Below are 20,476 nucleotides of genomic sequence, written 5' to 3' on the forward strand. Positions count from 1 at the left end.
TGTAGCGCCGCGCTTCATCTAACGCCTCAAGCTACGGTAGCTTCGCGCTGATACCGCGACACCGGCCGCCGCAGGCCCAGGTTCTCGCGCAACGTCGCACCTTCGTATTCCGTGCGGAAGAGGCCTCTGCGCCGCAATTCCGGCAATACCAGTCGGATGAAGTCGTCGAGGCCGTCCGGCAACAGCGCCGGCATTACGTTGAAGCCGTCGGCACCATAGTTGACGAAGCGTTCCTCGAGCGCATCGGCGATATGCTTCGGGGTACCGATTAGTTGCCAATGCCCGCGTGCGCCCGCGACGCGCAGATACAAATCGCGGATCGTCAATTTCTCGCGCCGCGCCAGTTCCAGCGTCAACGACTGCCGGCTCTTGCTTGCATTGGTCTCAGGCAATTCGGGAATCGGCCCGTCGAGCGGATAGCCCGACAGATCGAAGCCGCCCGTGAGCCCGGACACCAATGCAAGACCGACCGCCGGATCGATCAGCGCCTGTAGCGCGGCGAACTTGTCCTGCGCTTCCTGCTCGGTCGCGCCGACAATCGGCATCACGCCGGGCATGATCTTCAGATCGTCCGGGTCGCGTCCGTACTGCGCGAGGCGGCCCTTCACGTCCGCGTAGAACGCAACGGCGTCGTCCAGCGTTTGCTGCGCGGTGAAGATCACTTCGGCGGTACGCGCTGCGAGCGCCTTGCCTGCTTCCGAGGAACCCGCCTGCACGACGACCGGCCTGCCCTGAGGCGAGCGTTCGACATTCAGCGGCCCGCGCACGTTGAAGAATTCGCCGCGATGATCGAGCACATGACGCTTTGCCGGATCGAAATAACGCCCGGCTGCTTTGTCTCGCACGAACGCGCCTTCATCCCAGCTGTCCCACAGCCCCTCGACCACTTCCGCAAATTCCACCGCGCGCTCATAGCGGCGCGCGTGAGCGAGATGTTCGTCGAAGCCAAAATTCTTCGCCTCGTGTGCATTCGACGACGTGACGAGGTTCCAGCCCGCTCGCCCGCCGCTAATGTGATCGAGCGACGCAAATTTGCGGGCAATGTGATACGGCTCGTTGAAGGTCGTCGACGCCGTGCCGACAAGGCCGATTCGCTCGGTGACCGCAGCCAATGCCGAGAGCAAGGTGAGCGGCTCGAACTGCGCGACGTAGCTGTGCGCTGTGCGGCTCAGGAAGTCGACGTTGTCGCCTCGCGTTCCCGAGCCGTCCGCGAGGAAGACCAGATCGAACCTTGCTGCTTCGGCGGCTTGCGCAAGCCGGACGTAATGCCGAAAGTCGCGTCCCGCATCCGCGCGACTGCCCGGATGACGCCACGCGGCGATGTGATGCCCGGTCGGATAGAGAAACGCGCCGAGGTGCAGTTGTCCTTTTCGTTGGCTCATGGTGTGTGCGAAGTGTGCTTCGGATGGCGAATGCACGATGCTGCCGGTCGCGTGCGCCAGCGTTGCACGTTGGCGGGATGCGCGAGACCGGCATGCACGGCGCGTTCAGTTCGGATCGGCAGCCAGGCGATTCAGCGTTCGATATACAGGTCGGCGAAATTGCCGCGTATGCCCTCGCCGCCCGGCGCGTAGTTCTTCACTTTCCTGGACGAAATCGTGATGTTCGGATTTGCACCGAACTCGATGGACGGAATATCGTCGTGCACGATCTGCTGAAACTGCATGAAGAGCTGGCGGCGCTGGGCATCGTCGGTAGCGACGGAGGCTGCCTCGAGCAATCGGTCTACTTCCGGATTGGAGTAGTGCGCGGCGTTCGAGAACGGCAGACCGATCTTGAAGTTCTTCGACCAGAACACTCGCTGAACTCCGACGGTCGGATCGAAGGTGTTCGAAAGCGCTTCGAGCGTGATGTCGAATGCGCGATCGGTGTACGCCCGCTTCACGTACGTGGCGAAGTCGTAACTTTCGATCTCGCCGTCGATCCCGATTCGCGCCAGCGATTGCCGGACGAAATCCGCCGCACGCGGGTCCTGGAACGGGTTGTACAGCAGCCGCAAGCGGAAGCGCTTGCCATCGGGTCCGCGCTTATAACCCGCTGCATCGAGGGCCGCGTTCGCCTGCGCGACGTCGTACGGAAAGTAGTGAATGTCGGCGTTGTGATACTTCGCGTTCGCCGTACCGATCGCGGCGGCCGACACCTGACCATATCCATACCAGACCACACGGTTCAGCGCATTGACGTCGAGCGCCTGCGAGATCGCCTTGCGGACCGCCTTGTCTTTCAGAACGGGCGTATCCAGGTTGAAAATCAACTGCTGATGATTGCTGTTGTACGCCCAGTTCGTCGTATCGACATTGAAGTTCGACAGCGCGCTAAAGCGCTTCACATCCGATAGCGGGATGGCCTGGTCGCCGAGATTGGCGGCGCCCGACTCCAACGCCGCGGCGCGCGCCGCGCCATCCGGCAAAAACCGCACGACGATCCTGTCGACGTAAGGCTTCGGCTTGTCCCAATAGTCGGGGTTGCGTTCGAGCACGATGTTGCTGCCGTGCACGAACGACTTGAATACAAACGGACCCGTGCCGACCGGGGCGCTGTTGTATGGGCTCGCCGCGATGTCGGTGCCCTCGTACAGGTGCCTCGGAATGATCGGCGACTCGGTGCCCGCGAGCGCCGTCAACAGAAACGGCGCGGGCCTGGAAAGCTCGATGATTGCGGTGTAAGGGTCCGGCGTTTTCACGTCGGTCACGTTGGCAAACGTGCTTCGCCCCCGCGGATGCACCTGCTTTAACGTCAGGATCGAAAAGGCAACGTCGGCGGACGTGAAGGGCTTGCCGTCATGCCACTTCACACCGCGACGCAGATTGAACCGGTATTGCAGTCCGTCCGTGCTGACTACCCAGGAAGTGGCGAGCAGCGGCTTCGGGTTGAGGTTCCTGTCATACGTCAGAAGGCCCTCCACCACCTTGGGGCCGATCTCCGCATTGCCCCCGGCCGTCGTAGTGAGAGGAACAATGGAAGCCGGCTCGGGCGTCACGAGCCAGGTCAGCGTTCCACCGTGGTCGGGCGCGGCGCTCGCGCCCGCAGGCACGATCCCGATGAATGCGCTCGCCAGTAGCGCGACAAGCCGGATCGCGCGTGCACTGTGTGTCGGTTTCATTGTTGCCCTCTTCTTGTTCTCGTAGTCGTTTTGTTGTCGTTTCATTGGGCTGGCGCGGCTGCGTGCTGCGGCGCTATTGGGTGCGACTCTCGCGCCTTGAGCCGGTTGGACTTGAGATCCGGATCGTTGCGCGCGGCTTCGCGTTTCGCAAGCCAGGCAGCGCGCTTTTGCACGAGATACTCGTTGAGCGTCGTCATGTGTGAGCGGTTGAAATGATGGGTGACTGGACAAGGCTAATACGCTGCACAGCATAGCCAGCCACTCCACATGAGCGAACCAAGCGATTCTTCTTTGCTTACGCTTTTGCGTTATTTCCGGCGCTGCCCAATTGCGCGAGCAGATAAGGATAGAAATTATTGTTCGTTGTCCGATGTGTTGAGTTGCCGGTAAGTTTTGACGGCTCCGGTGCGCCTGCCCGAATGCGACGCCCGACCCTGAACTTCGTCTGTCACAGCATCGGATATATCCGTCATGACCGGTTTTTTCGCGCCATTGGCGCTCATCCGCAACACCGACCGGGTCCACACGGTGCATGACCCGGTGCGCTGGAAGTGCGCGGCGATCGGCGACTTCTATCCGAATGGTGTGCGGCCGCCCGCGACCGGCAAAACCTGACGCGCTGCGCCCAGGCATGCGCTTAGGCTGCATCGCCGTTGATCGCGCAGCCATCCGGCCGAAGAGCGAGACCTGACACGCGCCACGCCGAACCGAACCGCCACGTTCTCTACACCGATTATCGCCATGACCGACACCCTTCTCGCCGCCGCACCGCAAGCATTAGGACAAGCGCCGGACGCCACGTCTTTCGTGACGGTGCGCTCGCCCGCCGAGTTTCCTGCCAGTCCCGTTGCACGCGCGCTCGAACAGCCGCTGCTGCTCGGGCTCTTCCTGCCAATTCAGGCGGGCGGCTGGAGCGCGTCGACGCTGCCGCGCACCACCGACTGGAACTTCGACTACAACCTCGCACTGGTGCAGAGAGCCGAGAGCCTCGGTTTCGATCTCGTCTTCGCACTCTCGCAGTGGCTCCCGAAAGGCGGTTACGGCGGCGTGTTCAACGGCGAGGCGCTCGACTCCTTCATGTCGCTCGCGGCCATGACCGCGTGCACCGAAAAAATCATCCTGGTCGCAACCAGCCATGTGCTGTACGGGCCGTGGCATCCGCTGCATTTCGCGAAGTTTTGCGCGACGCTCGATCACATTTCGAAGGGACGCTGGGGCATCAATGTGGTCACCGGGCATCGGGCGATCGAACACGAGATGTTCGGCTGGCATCGCATCGAGCACGATCGCCGCTATGAGCTGGCGAGCGAGTTCCTCGACGCCGTGCAACAGCTATGGGCACAGCCCGATAACTTCAGCTTTGCGCCGCCTTTGTCGAGCTGGAGGCTCGACAAGGCGTTCGTCACGCCGAAGCCGCAATACGGCCGCCCGTTGCTCGTCAATGCGACCGGCTCCGATGCGGGGATCGAGTTCGCCGCCCGCTATTCCGACGTGGTGTTCATCACGAGTCCCGCGGGCTCGGAGATCGAAGCGGCGCTCGCCGCCTTGCCCGCGCACACGGCGCGTGTGAAGGCCACTGCGGCGAAGTATGGCCGCAAGATCCGCACGCTGATCAATCCCATGGTGATTTGCCGCGAAACGGCTGCCGAAGCGCTGGCCTATCGCGACGCGATCGCCGCGCATGGCGACGAAGGCAGCTTCCATCGCTTCGAGAGCGACGCGCACGCCTGGCGTGGCAATTCCGAACAGCGCAATCAGGCAGACGCGCGCGCGGTGGGCGGCAACATTTCGATAGTCGGCTCGCCGCAGCAAATCGCCGATTACATCGTGCGGCTTCACCGGGCCGGTATCGACGGCGTGCAATTGAGCTTTTTCGATTTTCAGCCGGACCTCGAATTCTTTGGCGCACACGTGTTGCCGTTATTGCGCGAAGCCGGTCTGCGCTACTGATCCCGGACCCATCCCCCACTTTCTCTTTACTTCATGGCGAGACGCATGAGCCGACTCTGGTACACCCGCTGCCCCGCTCCGACTCCATTTGGCATCGCCGTACAGAAGGGCTGGCGTGGTGCTCTGGCGCGACGAGATGCAACGGCTTCGGCTTCCGTCTGAGGCGTCGCCACTCCGCTGCCATTGCGCTGCTATTCATCTCCTCTTTCTATCGAACCGTAAGATGCTTGCTCTCATCTCGCAGGCGGCGCCGCGTCGTCGCGGCACCTCGTTGTTGCTCAGCGCGCTAGGACTCGGCACCGCCCTGCTGATCTCGCTCTCGTCTTCATACGCAAGCGCGCAGACGCCTGTGCGCGGCGGCACCCTGAACTTCGTCGTCACGCCCGAGCCGACCGCGCTGGTGGATCTCGCCACGACCGCGACCAACGTGCTGAAGGTCAGCGCGAAAGTCGTCGAAGGACTGCTCGAATACGACTTCTCGTTGCAGCCGAAGCCGTCGCTCGCAACTTCATGGGACATCAGCGACGACAGCCGCAAGTATGTGTTCCATCTGCGGCACGGCGTGAAATGGCATGACGGCCAGCCGTTCACATCCGCCGACGTCGCCTATTCGCTGCAGACACTGCGGCAGGTGCATCCGCGCGCCAAGACCACCTTCGCGAATGTGACCGCCATTACGACGCCCGATCCGTACACGGTCGTCATCACGCTGTCGAAGCCGGCGCCGTATCTGATCAAGGCGTTCTCTTCGTCCGAGACGCCGATCGTGCCGAGGCATCTGTACGAAGGCAGCGACCCGCTGACGAATCCCGCCAACAACGCGCCGATCGGCACGGGGCCATTCCGCTTCGTCAAATGGGTGCGCGGCAGCTACATCGAATACGCGCGCAACGACGACTACTGGGACAAAGGCAAGCCGTTCCTGGACAAGATTGTCGTCAAGATCATTACCGATCCTGCGGCGCGCACCGTCGCCTTCGAAGACGGCTCGATCGATCTGAGCGGCGACACGCCGGTGCCGCTGTCCGACCTCGCGCGGCTGAAGAACAGCCCGAAGCTCGCACTCGACTCGCGCGGCTACGAGTTCCAGGCCGGCGTCACCCGCATCGAATTCAACCTGGACAATCCGGTAGTGAAGAACCTGCGGGTTCGCCAGGCAATTGCATCGGCAATCGACCGTGAAGTGATCCGCAAAGTGATTTTCTACGGCTACGCCACGCCGCTTGCCAGCCCGATCATTCCGTCGAGTCCTTACTACGATCCCGCGCCCGCGCCGTATCCGTATGACGTGGAGCGCGCCAACGCGCTCCTCGATGCAGCCGGTTTTCCACGCAAGGCGGACGGCACACGCTTCGCGCTGACGGTCGATCCGTTGCCGATCGGCGAGTTGCCCGCTCGCACCGCTGCCTACGTGAAGTCGGCGCTCGCCAGAGTCGGCATTGCGGTCACCGTGCGCAGCCAGGACCTGCCCGCGTATCTGAAGCGGATCTACACCGACCGCGACTTCGATTTTTCGATCAACGGCATGAGCAATCTGTTCGATCCGGTGGTCGGCGTCGCGCGCCTGTACACGACCGGCAACTTCCGGCGCGGCGTGCCGTTCACGAACGGCTCGCACTACAGCAATCCGCAGATCGATCGACTGTTCGCACAGGCGGCCGAAGAAACGGACGAGGCGAAGCGCAAGCAACTGTTCTCGCAGATCCAGCAGATTCTGGAGCGCGACCTGCCCGACCTGAATCTCGTCGCTCCGCGATATCTCACCGTGTATTCACGCGCGGTTCACAACCATACGACTGGCCCGGACGGGGTCTCGGCAAGCTTCGCCGACGTCTGGCTGCAACGTTGAAACGATCCCCACTCACTCTGACGGAACTGTACTCACATGGAATATAGACAACTCGGCCGCAGCGGCATCAAGGTTTCCGCACTCACGCTCGGCACGATGATGTTCGGCGGCCCGACCGACGAAGCGACCTCCGCGCGCATCATCGACGAGGCGCTGGAGCAAGGCGTCAATTCGATCGACACCGCGGACGTCTACGGCAAGGGAGAATCGGAGCGCGTAGTGGGCCGCGCGATCGCCGCGCAGCGCGAGCGCTGGGTGCTCGCCACCAAATTCGCCAACCCGCTCGACGAACGCGACGTGAACGCCCGAGGCGCGTCGCGCAAACACATCCAACGCGCGGTCGAAGCGAGCCTCACGCGCCTCGGCACCGACTATATCGACGTGCTGTACCTGCATCGCGAGGATCATTGGACGCCCGTGGAAGAATCCGTGCGTGCGCTCAACGATCTGATCCGCGCCGGCAAGCTGCGCTACTACGGGCTGTCGAATCATCGGGCGTGGAAGATCGCGGAATTCGCGCATACGGCGCAGGCCCTCGGGCTCGACGCGCCTGTCGCGAGTCAGCCGCTCTACAACATCGCCAACCGCCAGGCCGAAGCAGAACAGCTGACGGCGGCGCACCGCTACGGTCTCGGCGTGATTTCGTACAGTCCGCTCGCCCGTGGCGTGCTGACCGGTAAGTACGAACCCGGCGCGGCCCCTCGCGCCGACACGCGCGCGGGCCGCAGCGACAGGCGTCTGCATCAGACGGAGTGGCGGCCCGAATCCATCGAACTGGCCCGGCGAGTCGGTGAGCATGCGCAGGCGCGCGGACTGTCGGCGGGTCAATTCGCGCTTGCGTGGGTGCTCAATAGCCGCTACATCAGCTCGACGATTGCCGGACCGCGCACCGAGGCGCAGTGGCAGGACTATTTACCCGCGCTCGGCTACCGCTTAAGCGCGGAAGACGAAGCATTCGTCGATTCGCTCGTTACCACGGGCCATCCATCGACGCCGGGTTTCAACGATCCGGGGCATCCGTTCTTCGGGCGCCTCGTTCGTCATGGCGACACAACGTAAGACGGCAACCGGATTCGAGTGGGCATGACCGGGCACGACGCGATCGCCAGTCAAGCCGGCATCGAACTCGTTCAGTTGGAGTCGTCACAGCCGCGAGTGATTCGAGGCACCCGCCTCACGCGGCCCGAGCGTCCTCGGACTTGCGGCCCGGTACTGCGTCGAGCAACGTGCGGGTGTACGGATGCTGCGGCGCACGCCAGATCTCGCGATGGTCGCCGCTTTCGACAATCCGTCCGGCCTGCATCACATGCACCCGGTCGGCGATATAGCGCACCACCGACAGATCGTGCGAGATGAACAGATACGCAAGTCCGAGATCGCGTTTCAGGTCGACGAGGAGGTTCAGAATCTGCGCCTGAATCGATACGTCGAGCGCGGACACCGGTTCGTCGCAGATCAGAAGATCGGGCTCCAGCACGAGCGCGCGTGCAATGCCGATGCGTTGCCGCTGGCCACCGGAAAACTCATGCGGAAAGCGCTGCTGCGCGCTGCCCGGCAAGCCCACTCGGTCGAGTATTGCCGCAATGCGCGTGCGGCGTCGCCGTGCATCGCTCACACCATTGACCACCAGAACCGTGTCGAGGATTTCGCCGACAGTACGCCGCGGATTGAGCGACGCATACGGGTCCTGAAACACCATCTGCACGTGGCGGCGCAAAGGCCGCAACTCGCGCTCGCGAAGCGGCACGAGATCGGTGCCCCGTAAGCGGATCTGGCCGCCCGAGGCCGGAACGAGCCGCAGAATGGCTTTCGACAGCGTCGACTTTCCACAACCCGACTCGCCGACCAGACCCACCGTTTCGCCGGGTGCGATCTGGAGGGACACGCCGTCCACTGCACGCAGCGTCGTCTTGCCATGACGCTGCGGATAGTCGATCCGGACGTCGTGCAGCGAGAGCAACGGCGCGTCGACGCTTGCGGCGTTGTCCGCTTCGTGCCGCGCGTCGTCTTCGCTCGAGTACGGCGCGCGCGGGATCACCGAAAAAGCTGCGCTGCCGTCGTCCGATCGAACATGACGGATTTCCGGCAATTTCCAGCCGCGATAGTGCAGATCGTCGACGAGATTCAACGACGCGCCAAGCAGCCCGCGCGTGTAGGCATGTTCGGGCCGCGCGAAGAGTTGCACAGTGGCCGCCTGCTCCACCACCCGGCCCGCCAGCATGACCGCGACGCGATCGGCGTGTTGTGCGACCACGCCCAGATCGTGCGTGATCAGCAGCAATGACATGGACAGTTCGCGTTTCAGGCCGTCCAGCAGTTCGAGAATGCGCGCCTGAATCGTGACGTCGAGCGCGGTAGTCGGTTCGTCCGCAATCAGCAGGCGCGGCCGGCATGCCACGGCCATTGCTATCATCACGCGCTGCCGTTGGCCGCCGGAAAGCTCGTGCGGATAGTCGAACACGCGCCGTTGCGGCTCGGGAATGCGCACAAGGTCGAGTAACTCCACGGCCCTCTTCCATGCCGCGGTTTTAGACAGGTTCTCGTGCTGACGCAATGTTTCGACGATCTGTGCGCCGATCGACAGAACCGGATTGAGCGAAGTCATCGGCTCCTGAAAGATCATGGAGATCTGCTGGCCGCGCACAGCGCGTATCTCTGAGGCGGACAGATCGAGCAGATCGCGGCCATCGAACCGCACGCTGCCGCTCACACGCCCCGGACTGGGCACGAGGCGCATCAGCGATAGCGCGGTGGCCGACTTGCCGCAACCCGACTCGCCCACCAACGCGAGCGTCTCGCCCCGGGCAACCTCAAAACCGATTCCACGTACCGCTTCGTGCGCGCCGAAGCTGACGCGCAAATCACGCACTTCGAGCAGATTGTCGGCTTTGCTCACGCCTTGCGTCCTTGCGTTCATGGTCAGGTACGCTCCCGCAAACGCGGATTCAACGCGTCGTTCAGGCCGTCCCCGAGGAGGTTCAACGCCAACACGGCGACGACGATCGCGGTGCCCGGAACCGCCGTCAAATACCACGCCGTTCGCAACGAATCGCGCCCCGCGCCGATCATGGCGCCCCAGCTCACGACATTCGGATCGCCCATGCCGAGAAACGACAGCGACGACTCGATCAGGATCGCGCTCGCCACCATCACCGAAGCGGTCACGATCACCGGCGGCAGTGCATTGGGCAAAATCTCGCCGAATATGATGCGCGCGTTGCCGAAGCCCTGAGTGCGCGCCGCCAGTACGAAATCGGCCTCGCGCAGCGTGCGAAACTCGGCGCGCACGATTCGCGCGACAGTAGGCCACGACGCGACGCCGATAGCGAGCGCAATCACCTCCACACTCGGCCGGCCAATCGCAACGATCACGATCACCAGCAGGAACGAAGGAATAGTCTGGAACAGCTCGGTTACACGAACCAGCACGTTGTCGACCAGACCGCCGAAGAAGCCGCCCACCGCGCCCACCAGCGTACCGATGAGCAGCCCGATGCCAGCCGCCGACGCTCCGATCAGAAGCGACACGCGCGTACCGTGAGCAATGCCCGCCGCCACGTCGCGACCAAGGGAATCGGTGCCGAGCCAGTATTGCGGATCGCTGCCCGGCCATTCGAAAGGCGCGGCGACCATGTCGAGCGGATCGCCGGGAAACAGATGCGGTGCGGCGAGCGCCAGCACGATGAAGGCAGCGAGCAGGACAAGACCGCTCAACGCCGACGGATTGCCGGCGAGCGTGCGCAGCACGCCGCGTCCGCTGCGCCGTGACAATCCGGCCGCAGCGATCCGCTCACGGCGCTGGCCGAACAGCGCACCGGCCAGTTGACGCCGCCATGAAGACGATCCGGCAGACTGCTTCGGCGTCGTCGAAATAACATTGGAGGAGGATTCGGAAGCCATTGCGTCTCTCAGGTGAATAACGGTTCAGCGACAGCGAACAGATTCAAAGGCACACTGCTTAGGCGATACGCGGATCGAGCCAGGCCTGCAGCAGGTCCACCAGCACGTTAGCGATAATCACCAGCAGCGAAGACAGCAGCAATACGCCGAGCAGCACGCTGAAATCGCGCGCCATCACCGCATCGAGGGCGAGACGGCCAAGGCCTGGCCAACTGAACACAGTCTCAGTGACCGCCGCGCCACCGAGCAACGTGCCGAAGTGAATGCCGACCATGGTCGTCAGCGGCATCAGTGCATTGCGCAGCACGTGACGCACCGTGACACGCCACGGGTGCAGTCCCTTGGCCTGCGCGGTGCGGACGAAATCCTGGCGCTGCACTTCGAGCATCGCCGCGCGCGTGAGCCGCGCGTAGATTGCAATGAAGAACGTCGACAGCGTCGCGGCAGGAAGCAACACGTGTTTTGCCGCATCGGCGAACCAGGCAAAGCCATGCAACTGGACGCCGAGCGTTACATTCCCGCCGCTCGGCAGCCAGCCGAGGTGCACCGAAAACAGCACGATGGCGAGCAGCCCGATCCAGAATCCAGGCGTCGAATAGAACAGTAATGCCAGCACCGACAGCACACGATCCGGCCACCGGCCTACCCAATGCGCCATGACGGCGCCGAGCGTGACGCCGACCGCGATCGCGAACGTCAACGCCACGCCCATCAGCAGCAACGTATTGGGCAGGCGTGACAGGATCAACTGCATGACAGGCGCGTCGTAGCGCGGCGAATAGCCGAGGCTGAAGTGCGCAAGATGAGTCAGATACGACCACAACTGATGCAGCACCGGCTGGTCGAGCCCAAACTTCGCACGCAGTACCTGCATCGTCTCCGCCGTCGCCGAGCCGGATTCGCCGGCGAGCACATCGGCGGCGTCGCCGGGCATCAGCTTCAGCAGGAAGAAGTTGAAGATCACGATGCCGATCACGGTCGGCAACACCTGCCACGCTGTCCGCCGCGCAACCGCTCCGAAACGCACACTCCGGCTCATGCTGGATCTCCTGTCACGCGCTGAGAAAGACATCCGCAAGATTGCCCTCGAGGCCCTGCGCGGAAACGGTGTGGTTGCGCACGCGCCGGTTCGCCAGCGTGATCATGCGCGGCGCCACGAGGTTCAGAATGGGCAGATCGCGATACACGATCTGCTGAAACTCCTGATAGAGCGCGACGCGCTTGCCTTCGTCAGTCTCGACGGACGCGCTTTCCAGCAGCCGGTCCACCTCAGCGTTGCTGTAATGCGGCGCATTGGAGAACGGCACGCCCGGGCGGATGTTTTTCGACCAGTACAGACGCTGCACACCCACGCTCGGATCGAACAGCGTATTCACGCCGATACTCGTGAAATCGAACTGACGGTCTGCATAAACGCGTTTCAGGAACGCGGGAAGATCCTGAGAACGCACCGTTACATCGATACCGACGCGCGCCAATGCGGACTTCACGTAGTCAGCCTGACGGCGATACATATCGCCATAAGGCAGGAAGTCGTGCGTCAGCCGGAAGCGCACGCCGTCCTTGCGCGGATAGCCCGCCGCGTCGAGCAGTTGCTCCGCCTTCGCAATGTCGAACGCATAGGGCGAGAGCTTTGCGTCGTGATAAGGCGATCCCGGTGTGATCGGCGTCGGCGAGATGTCCGCGTAGCCATACGCGATCGTGCGCTGCACGACCTGCGGATTGATCGCATGGGCAATGGCCTGGCGAACTTTGAGGTCCCTGAGGATGGGATGATCGAGATTGAAGTCGATCTCCGACAATGGCTCGAGAAACCGGTAGCCGCGCGTCTCGGTGACGAGTTGCGGCAATTGCGAGAGGCGAGGCAGATCGGTCAACGGCACGGGGTTTTCGCCGCCCAGGTCGAGTGCGCCGGTTTCGAAAGCCGCCGAGCGCGCCGCCGCGTCCGGAATCACCTTGAACACCAGTGCGTCGATATACGGCTTGCCGGCGTCCCAGTAGTCCGGATTGCGTTCATAGACGATGCTGGCGCCGCGTGTCCATGACTTGAAGCGGAACGGCCCTGTGCCGATCGGCGCGCTGTTGTGCGGGTTCGTCAACGGATCGCCGCTTGCATACAGGTGCCTGGGCACGATGGGAGATTCGCCTGCGGACAGCGCCTTCAGCAGGAACGGTGCGGGCTTCGACAATTCGATGATCGCGGTGCGGGCATCCGGTGTGACGACGCGTGTCACATTGGCGAAGGTGCTGCGACCGCGTGGGTGCACCGCCTTGAGCAGCTCGATTGAAAACGCAACGTCTGCCGACGTAAAGGGCTGACCGTCGTGCCATTTCACGTTCTGACGCAACGTAAAGCTGTATTGAAGACCGTCGCGACTCACTGTCCACGCAGTCGCAAGTTGCGGCTTCGGTCGCAGATCGAAGTCATAAGCCAGCAGGCCTTCGAGTACCTTCGAACTGGCGACGAGCGCGGGGCCGGTCGTCTGAAAGATCGAGACGAGGACCGGCGGCTCAGGGTTGATCAGCATGTTCAACGTGCCGCCCCTTCTCGGCGCGACGTTGCCGCTTTGCGCGAGTGCCCATGCAGGCATGCCGGCTGACAGCGTTGCGGCCGTCGAGATCAGAAACTCGCGTCGGTTAAGTCCCGCCATTTGATGCAGATCCTTTTTGTCGATGCGCTGCCTCCGGTTCGAGGGCCTATTCCATCGCCGGCCATGCAGCAACGCACACGATAAAGCCGCTGCCGCGCCAAAAGAACCAACGGTTGCGCATAAGCAAAGCACGGCACCGACGATAGAACCAGGCGCGCCTCCGGGAGTTTGCTCATCTGCGCGGCGACTTCTGTCGTTAACGCTTCCCCTTTTTTCGACCGCACAAAGCAAGGCGGGCGCGGCGACCACCTGGTCATCCGCGCCCGCATTTCAACGCCGTTGTATTCAATGCACCTTGGGAAAACCGTGACGTTCTGCGAGCAGGTCCAGAATGCGGCGAGTATCGGTCACGAAGCGCTTGTCGCCCAGCACCTGTGCATCGGCAGGCGCGGGTTGTTCGTCGCCGAAAATCAGCACAGGCAGCCCCTGGTGGTCGGCGTCGAGCGCTGCGACCACTTCAGCGCGCGGACGCGCAAACGCCACCCTGCGAATGTCGAGGCGCGCGTTGCGCGGCGCATCGCTCGCGAGCAGTCCTTCAATGGGCGCGCCCGCCGGACAGATGAAGCGCTCGCCCGGGTACTTCGGGTCGGTGAAGCCCGGTTCCAGCAATAGCAGCAAGTCTCGTCGGCTCATGGTGCTCCGTGACGGCAAGTGGATAAAAACGAGGCACGGCCGCGCTAGAACACGCGACCTTCGGTGAGATGCGTTGTCACGCCGTTCAATTCGTAGTCGCCGATCACTCGCGCTTTGTGAAGCAGCGGATTGTGACTGAATATGGTGCGTAGATTGCGCCAGTGGCGATCGAAGTTGTGCGAGCGCGCAGTCGCCGACGCACCACCGATTTCGAACAGCCGCTCGGCCGTATGCAGCGCGAGTTTGCTGACGACAAGCTGGGTCTTCGCGGTTGCAAGCGCGCCTTCTAGCACCAGTTCTTCGGCGTTCGCCGCGCCGTTGCGGATCGCATTCGCCGAGCGGTCGAGCGTGCGTGCATTCTGCTGCACGAGCGCGTCGATCGAGTGGCTGTGCGCCGCAATGTCGCCCACCACCTGCTGCACGAAGCCATCTTCGCGTGAAGACGGAGCGGGACTGTGAAGCACCGGACGGCCATGCTGCACGACGTAGCGTCGCGCGTCGGCGAGAATATTGCGCACAATTCCCGCAGCGACGGCAACGAGATGCAACTGGCGCAACGCACCACCGTGCCGACCTGGGAGAGTCCCGTAACCGCGTGCGGAGACCTCGTGCGCAAAGACCTGCACATTGTCGAGCAGAAGACTGCCGCTCGCCGTCATGCGCTGTCCCATGCCATCCCAATCGTCGACGACCTGAAGGCCTTCACGCGATACCGGCACAATGAACGATACGTTTTCGCCGTTCTCATCCTGCACGTTGATACGCGCATAGTCCGCGAACGCCGTACCGGTCGAGTAATACTTCTTGCCGGTCACGCGGAAATGCTCGCCGTCGCGCACGAGCCTCGTGACAATTTCGCCGGGCCGCGATGTGCCCAGTTCCGTCGATGCGCCGCCGAAAATCGCGCCTTGCCTTACCCGTTCGATCTGCGTGTCGTTGAACGACGAACGCGGCGACAGCAACAGTTGCTCAGTCTGATCGTAGTGAATCCGTAGAGCGTGCGCGACGTTCGACTCGTGAGCTGCCAAAGTACTCACGACATGAAAGAGATCTTCGAGCGATCCGCCAAGGCCGCCCCACTCGACTGGAAATCGCAGCACACCCAGCCCCGATGCACGAAATAGCGCGAAGCGGTCCAGCGGCAATTCGCGCCGCAGTTCGCGCCCGGCCGCATCTTCTCCGATTGCCTGCGCGAGCGCAGGCAACGCTGCAAGCGCACTTTCGAGTTTCGAGCGTTTAATGGTGTCCTGAGACGCCTGCATAGACTGGTTTCCTTTTGCTACCGCACACATCTTGAGATGGCCACGGCGGAAGGCCGCGCCACCATCGTTGACGAATTCACGCCGTATACGTGGGTTCGACGCAGCAGTATAGGTGCGCAGCTTTCGAGACAGAACCAGCGAATCAAGCTATGAATATGCGCGATTCCGAAATGCGAATCGCCGATAAGGATTGGTGAATTTGTTATTGGAGTGCCAGGCATCGAGTGCGTATTCGATGCCGGTCAGCGAGCCAGGCGCTCGACTCCTTCATGTCGCTGCGGCACTGCCGATTGCGAGTAGCGCGGCTTACCCGCGTCGCGGATGGTCAAGAAAGAAGCGAAGCATTTCGGCACTTGCGTCCGGCCCGGCAGGGTCGGTGTAACTGCCTCCTGCGTTTCCACCCGCCCATGCGTGCCCGGCGCCATGAATGGTCCAGAGTTCTGCGTCGATGCTATCGGCGGAATGCAGTCGGCAGACAGTGCAGGCGCGCCGGCCCTGGTAGGTCCGGTGCCCTTCGCTAGGGTCGTCAGGCCGTGCAGCGAAGCCGTGCAGAAGCCGGGTCGCATTCGCGATGTTGACTGTGGCATCGGCGTCACCGTGAAAGACGATGACGGGCCGTTTCGGCGACAAGCGCTCATTTTCTGGCGCGTGCCGTGCCCCACGCGGACGTTTGCCCCCTTTCATCGCCGCCAGCGCCGAGGGCAGATCGTGCGCGCACCCTGCCGGAAGACCGGAATGAACGCCGGCCGCGGCGTACAGTTCGGGGTATTCGGCGATCATGATCGCCGCCATTGCGCCCCCCGCAGACATGCCCGCGACATACACGCGCGTGGGATCGACGCTGTGAGTGGAGATGATTTCGCGCGTGATGCCAGCAATCAACGACGGCTCCCCGCGATCGCGCTGCTGATCATCCGGTTTGAACCAGTTCCAGCACTTTGACGGATTCGCCTGCGGCGGTTGCACCGGATAAGCAACGAGAAACCGATGCCGATCGGCAAGCGCATTCATTTGTGTGCCTGCTGCGAAGTCGTCGGCGTCCTGCGTGCATCCGTGCAGCATCACCAGTAATGGCAACGGTTCGCCCACGGCCCCCGCTGGCACATACAGCCGATACTGACGGCGACCGGCGGCGTTCGCATACGCATGCGTGCCGAAATATCCGCGGTCTTCCACGTCAATGCAGTCTTCTCGTGCGCCACGCGCCGCAGTCTCACTTACGTTTGCAGGAGCGAAATCCGCGGACACTGGGCCGTTTTCTCGTCGTGCCGAGTTATTCGGTGTGCCGATGTCGCCTCGCAGCGCGCGTTGTATCGCTTCTGTCGCTTCCGCAACGCCGCGTGTACGCAGCAGGGTCATCGCATCGTGCATCGAGTTCAAAAAGCCTTCATTGAGTTTCATTAATTTCCCACTTTCTGATGTTGGCTTCGGCCTCAGGCGGCTAGAGAATTCTGCCGGCGAGCGCCGCCTTGACGGCAGGCGAAGCGTGAAAGGCACCCAGCACGACGACGCTTTCGATAGTCGCCAGCGCGAGTTCCGGGGAAACGTCGGCAGCAATACTGGCCAATCCAAGGACCTGAATGTTCAGACGCTCGTGCGCGGCCTGGATCGCCTCCAGATCTTGTCTGGAAAAACGCTGGAGCCCGAGCACCAGCGAACGACGCGCAACCGTTTCCCGCACGACCCCCGCATGCTGCGCGAGCTGGTTGCGGATTGCCGTCCGGATCAGGTCCGTCCGGTTCGAATAAAAGCCTTCCTCGACGAGCAGATCGATCTGCCCGAGGTCGACGGGGCCGAGGTTGATCGTGATTTTTTCCGACTCGCCGCCTGCCGGGCGCGGCGTTACGACAGCAGACTGTTTTTTCATTTTTCCATCCGAACACCATCCAATGGGATGGTTATACGCGGGTTTGCCGGAGGGCGCAACGCATAAAAAGCGGGCCAGAGGCGATGGGCGCGACGTCGTTGTGCACCGGAGGGCGAAGGGTTTGCCGGCGGAAATAACAACAGCCGGTACGGCGGCATGGCTACCGCGTGAGCGTGAGGTGTGGCCCGCCGCCTGCAGCCGGCGAGCACGCAAGATGGCTCTGGCCCGAGCACCAGAAAGTCGAAGCCGCCCTTCGGATTCGGACGGCACGCGTCATTGCGGCAGACCGTAGGGGCGTCGGCCCGTCGGCTCCGCGGTCAGCCGTTGCACGCCTATTCCTGGTGACAATGCACCTTGAAGTGTCTCAGCATGGCGGGCCCGAACGCATTGCTGATGGCCACATCGGCCGCATCACGACCATATGCCATCAGAATGCGCCCAATGCGCGGTGCGTTGTTGCGAGGGTCGAACGTCTGCCAGCTACCTCCCACGTAGGCCTGAAACCAGCCCGCGAAATCCATCGGCGCCTCTACCGGCGGCAGGCCAATGTCGCTGATATAGCCGGTGCAGTAGCGCGCCGGAATATTCATCGCACGGCATAGCGTGACGCCGAGATGCGCAAAGTCCCGGCAGACGCCTGTGCGTTCGCGGTACACATCGACTGCGGTTTTGGTCGCTCGCGCGTGTCCGTAGTCAAACCGGATATGCCGGTGCACGAAATCGCAGATTGCGAGAACCGTCTCGCGGCCCGGCGGACACTGCCCAAAGATTTTCCACGCAACATCGACCAGCAGATCGGTTTCGCAGTAGCGGCTGCCCAGCAGGAAAACCAGCGTCTCGTCGGGCAACTGTTCAACCGGATCGCGCCGACCGTCGATAGGCCGCGTTTCCATCGACTCCGGCACGTTCAGCAGCGCCGTCGTGCTCAATCCAATCCGGCCGGCGGGCGCGACGATCCGGCTGCACAGGTTGCCGTAGCCATCGCGATACTGCCTGATCGGCACCGGCGGATCGGTAACAAGCACGTCCGCCACAAGAATATCCTTCGCATGCGAAGAATGCGTGTTCAACATCAGCATCATCGGCGTCGGTCCTGGACACTCGAACGACAGCTCATATCCGACGCGAAGCTTCATCAGAGCTCCTGGTTTAACTGATCGTTGGGAGGTGCGGGGCAGGCATTCCAAAGTGGTGGGGATGTCTGCAATAACATCATCCCACGATGCGGGGCGCTTCGCCCTGCATCAAAAACAATCGCATGCCGGTGTTGCCGGTTGGGCAGATGAATGGCGATTGAACGCCCTTGTCGCCGGGGTCAATCTCGTAGAGGTCGGCTGCAATTTCGACGTCAACATCGCACTTTGGCCGGCCCCATGTCGGCCTCAGCACCACCAGCCGTCAGGAACGCTTACATTTTCCAGGTTTGTCTTGCATCGGTGCGTTTGCGTATCGTCCCGATCCGAGCCGCGACGATGTCTACTGCTACGATGCCAGAATGCGAATGGCTCACGAAGCGGGCCGCTCGCCTTTGGGAATTTGCCGCTTTCCAGCGCCCGTGTTCTCCGGCGGCAGAAGGTTAGAAACCGGACGAGCGTCAGCCCACTCCCGGACCTCGTGTTCGAGCCATCCCACTCTGCGGCCCGATAGTAGCCGCGGTTCAGGGAAGCTTTTCTCCCGAACCAGCTTCTGTACAGTCGCCGGCGACAAGGAAAGCGCCTCGGCCACTTCTTTCAGAGACAAACAGATTTTCATCGTCGTTTCCACCTTCTGTCTGTTGTCCTTAACTCCCTATTCGCACGACACTGCTCTCAGTAAAGCGTTTTTCCGAATTTAATGGATGGGATCGAGTCGGGCAAATCTCCTTGGGAGAACAGAATTGCGTTTCTCAGTGCATCGATTGCGCAACGGCTTTCTCACGGGTTCCCCCGGCGCCCTATGCAAAGTCATACCGAGCTGAAAGTCACCAGCGGCATAATTCCTGACGTTGATTTTTCTTATTTATCGTTCCGTGAAGCGTATCTAGCAAGCACGCTCTCGGGTCCTGAATCATGTCGCGCTTCTCATCCAGCTCACTCTCTTGTCCAGCTTGCCGCCTGCCGCCCGTTTCTGAAGTCGTGCCCAGCACCGATACCGGTGAGCAACGCGCCGTCCGTGGTTGGGCCGGTATCCCTCGGAGAGCACGCCCCCTTCCTGAATTCGAAGCTCGCACATCGCAGACTTATCGGTTTGCCAGCGCGGCGCGCTGCACGAACGTGCGCCGACAGACGCCACCGGCCTATGAGCGCCCGCAGGAAACGTGGTTGACCAAATCTGGTTGATCAAGTGTGGATTGATGCTAGGATTGATGCATAAACGCATCAAAAATGGAGCAATGCTATGCGAACCACCGTTACAATCGACGACGCGCTCTATCAGGAAGCTTTGGAACTTGCCGACCCGGGGACGGACAAGGCCGACCTGTTCCGGTCGGCGATGCAGACTTTCGTCCGCGTCCAGGCTGCTAAACGCCTTGCCGCGCTCGGCGGAACCGTCCCTGAAATGTCGGACATCCCACGGCGCCGCCCCAAGGCTGACAGAGAGTGAACAACGTACTGATCGACACGTCTGTGTGGGTAGACCATTTCCGCCGACGCAGCGAAACTCTCGTTGATCTGATCACCACCGATCAGGCGCTTACCCACCCGCTCGTGCTCGTTGAACTGGCCTGCGGTACTCTGCCAGCGCCGCGGGCACGCTCGCTTCACGACATCGGCCTGCTGCGGCATGTCCAGCAGGCGACATGGAGCGAGGTCATGCAGTTCATCGAAAGAGAGCAACTGTATGGTCAGGGTTGTGGCGGCGTCGACCTGACGCTGCTGGCCTCGACCTTGATGACCCCGGGCGCCCAGATCTGGACACTGGACAAGCGGCTCGCCACGCTCGCTCGCCGGCTCGGCGTTGGCTACCGGAGGAAGGCGCATTGAATGTTCGTCCGTCAACGACTTTGCTCACGCGCTTACTGCCACGCCGGACGTCCTCTAGGGCAAAAGTTGACTGCTCCATAGTGGGGGCTCGTGTGCGTTTCACGAATGTAGGTCGAACTCTTCTTTGGGCAAGCTTAGCAATGCATCCGGGCAACACGTCGCACAGCCAGTACTTCAGGCAGAACTTCCCCCGCCATTCAGAACTCCGTCTCTGTAACCACGTGTCGCGCGCAGTTATAAATTGATACAGCAACGCAGTTAGGAGTTGATACACCTCGTTGTAGGGTTGCTCCTTTTG

At 62.1% G+C, this 20,476-nt stretch carries 18 protein-coding genes; 6 read left to right on the forward strand and 12 right to left on the reverse strand.

Going from position 1 to position 20,476, the window contains the following annotated elements:
* Positions 1-26: 26 nt before the first annotated feature.
* Together AB6809_RS30865 and AB6809_RS30870 are read right to left on the reverse strand one after the other, a co-directional pair.
* Entirely contained in the window at positions 27-1,382 is a 1,356-nt protein-coding gene (locus tag AB6809_RS30865; protein WP_371027941.1) for an LLM class flavin-dependent oxidoreductase, read from the reverse strand.
* 131 nt (positions 1,383-1,513) lie between these two features.
* Positions 1,514-3,103, reverse strand: a complete 1,590-nt coding sequence (locus AB6809_RS30870; protein ID WP_371027942.1) for an ABC transporter substrate-binding protein — start codon at positions 3,101-3,103, stop codon at positions 1,514-1,516.
* Positions 3,104-3,574: 471 nt separating this feature from the next.
* Between AB6809_RS30870 and AB6809_RS30875 the strand changes: the two genes are divergently transcribed.
* The 4 genes from AB6809_RS30875 (at position 3,575) to AB6809_RS30890 (ending at position 7,961) form a co-directional block, all read left to right on the forward strand.
* Positions 3,575-3,718: a hypothetical protein gene (locus AB6809_RS30875; protein WP_310032070.1), complete on the forward strand. Its 144-nt coding sequence runs from the start codon at positions 3,575-3,577 to the stop codon at positions 3,716-3,718.
* A gap of 126 nt (positions 3,719-3,844) precedes the next feature.
* Positions 3,845-5,053: an LLM class flavin-dependent oxidoreductase gene (locus tag AB6809_RS30880; RefSeq protein WP_310032071.1), complete on the forward strand. Its 1,209-nt coding sequence runs from the start codon at positions 3,845-3,847 to the stop codon at positions 5,051-5,053.
* Between the two features lie 223 nt (positions 5,054-5,276).
* Positions 5,277-6,902, forward strand: a complete 1,626-nt coding sequence (locus AB6809_RS30885; protein ID WP_371027943.1) for an ABC transporter substrate-binding protein — start codon at positions 5,277-5,279, stop codon at positions 6,900-6,902.
* A gap of 36 nt (positions 6,903-6,938) precedes the next feature.
* Positions 6,939-7,961, forward strand: coding sequence for an aldo/keto reductase (locus AB6809_RS30890; protein WP_310032074.1), 1,023 nt, complete (start codon positions 6,939-6,941; stop codon positions 7,959-7,961).
* A 115-nt stretch (positions 7,962-8,076) separates the two neighbouring features.
* Here the strand turns inward: AB6809_RS30890 and AB6809_RS30895 are convergent, their stop codons facing one another.
* From AB6809_RS30895 to AB6809_RS30940, 10 genes are all read right to left on the reverse strand, one after another.
* Entirely contained in the window at positions 8,077-9,819 is a 1,743-nt protein-coding gene (locus AB6809_RS30895; RefSeq protein WP_371027944.1) for an ABC transporter ATP-binding protein, read from the reverse strand.
* Between the two features lie 2 nt (positions 9,820-9,821).
* Complete coding sequence (locus AB6809_RS30900) at positions 9,822-10,802, reverse strand: ABC transporter permease (protein ID WP_371027945.1); 981 nt, start codon at positions 10,800-10,802, stop codon at positions 9,822-9,824.
* Between the two features lie 58 nt (positions 10,803-10,860).
* Positions 10,861-11,841 carry an ABC transporter permease gene (locus AB6809_RS30905; RefSeq protein ID WP_006051633.1) on the reverse strand — a complete coding sequence of 327 codons (981 nt, stop codon included), beginning with the start codon at positions 11,839-11,841 and terminating at the stop codon, positions 10,861-10,863.
* 13 nt (positions 11,842-11,854) lie between these two features.
* Positions 11,855-13,453 carry an ABC transporter substrate-binding protein gene (locus tag AB6809_RS30910; RefSeq protein WP_307259231.1) on the reverse strand — a complete coding sequence of 533 codons (1,599 nt, stop codon included), beginning with the start codon at positions 13,451-13,453 and terminating at the stop codon, positions 11,855-11,857.
* A gap of 285 nt (positions 13,454-13,738) precedes the next feature.
* Positions 13,739-14,086 (reverse strand): DUF3088 domain-containing protein, encoded by a 348-nt coding sequence (locus AB6809_RS30915; protein WP_006051635.1) that lies wholly within the window; start codon positions 14,084-14,086, stop codon positions 13,739-13,741.
* A gap of 44 nt (positions 14,087-14,130) precedes the next feature.
* Positions 14,131-15,348, reverse strand: coding sequence for an acyl-CoA dehydrogenase family protein (locus AB6809_RS30920; RefSeq protein WP_371027946.1), 1,218 nt, complete (start codon positions 15,346-15,348; stop codon positions 14,131-14,133).
* A gap of 306 nt (positions 15,349-15,654) precedes the next feature.
* The gene (locus tag AB6809_RS30925; RefSeq protein ID WP_371027947.1) at positions 15,655-16,749 is read right to left on the reverse strand and encodes a PHB depolymerase family esterase; all 1,095 of its coding nucleotides are present in this window, start codon (positions 16,747-16,749) and stop codon (positions 15,655-15,657) included.
* A 40-nt stretch (positions 16,750-16,789) separates the two neighbouring features.
* Positions 16,790-17,215, reverse strand: a complete 426-nt coding sequence (locus tag AB6809_RS30930) for a CopG family transcriptional regulator (protein WP_371027948.1) — start codon at positions 17,213-17,215, stop codon at positions 16,790-16,792.
* Positions 17,216-17,547: 332 nt separating this feature from the next.
* Complete coding sequence (locus AB6809_RS30935) at positions 17,548-18,351, reverse strand: transglutaminase family protein (protein ID WP_006051639.1); 804 nt, start codon at positions 18,349-18,351, stop codon at positions 17,548-17,550.
* A gap of 370 nt (positions 18,352-18,721) precedes the next feature.
* On the reverse strand, positions 18,722-18,967 hold the full coding sequence (locus AB6809_RS30940) for an AlpA family transcriptional regulator (protein ID WP_107707983.1): 246 nt from the start codon (positions 18,965-18,967) through the stop codon (positions 18,722-18,724).
* Between the two features lie 624 nt (positions 18,968-19,591).
* On the opposite strand from AB6809_RS30940, the gene AB6809_RS30945 reads away from it, so the two are divergent.
* Together AB6809_RS30945 and AB6809_RS30950 are read left to right on the forward strand one after the other, a co-directional pair.
* A complete protein-coding gene (locus tag AB6809_RS30945; protein WP_107707985.1) occupies positions 19,592-19,798 on the forward strand; it encodes a type II toxin-antitoxin system VapB family antitoxin in 207 nt (68 codons plus the stop codon).
* Positions 19,795-20,178, forward strand: a complete 384-nt coding sequence (locus AB6809_RS30950) for a type II toxin-antitoxin system VapC family toxin (RefSeq protein WP_371027949.1) — start codon at positions 19,795-19,797, stop codon at positions 20,176-20,178. The genes AB6809_RS30945 and AB6809_RS30950 overlap by 4 nt, the downstream gene beginning before the upstream one ends.
* Positions 20,179-20,476: the final 298 nt, after the last annotated feature.

The organism is Paraburkholderia sp. RCC_158, assembly GCF_041355255.1.
Taxonomy (GTDB): Bacteria; Pseudomonadota; Gammaproteobacteria; order Burkholderiales; family Burkholderiaceae; genus Paraburkholderia; species Paraburkholderia graminis.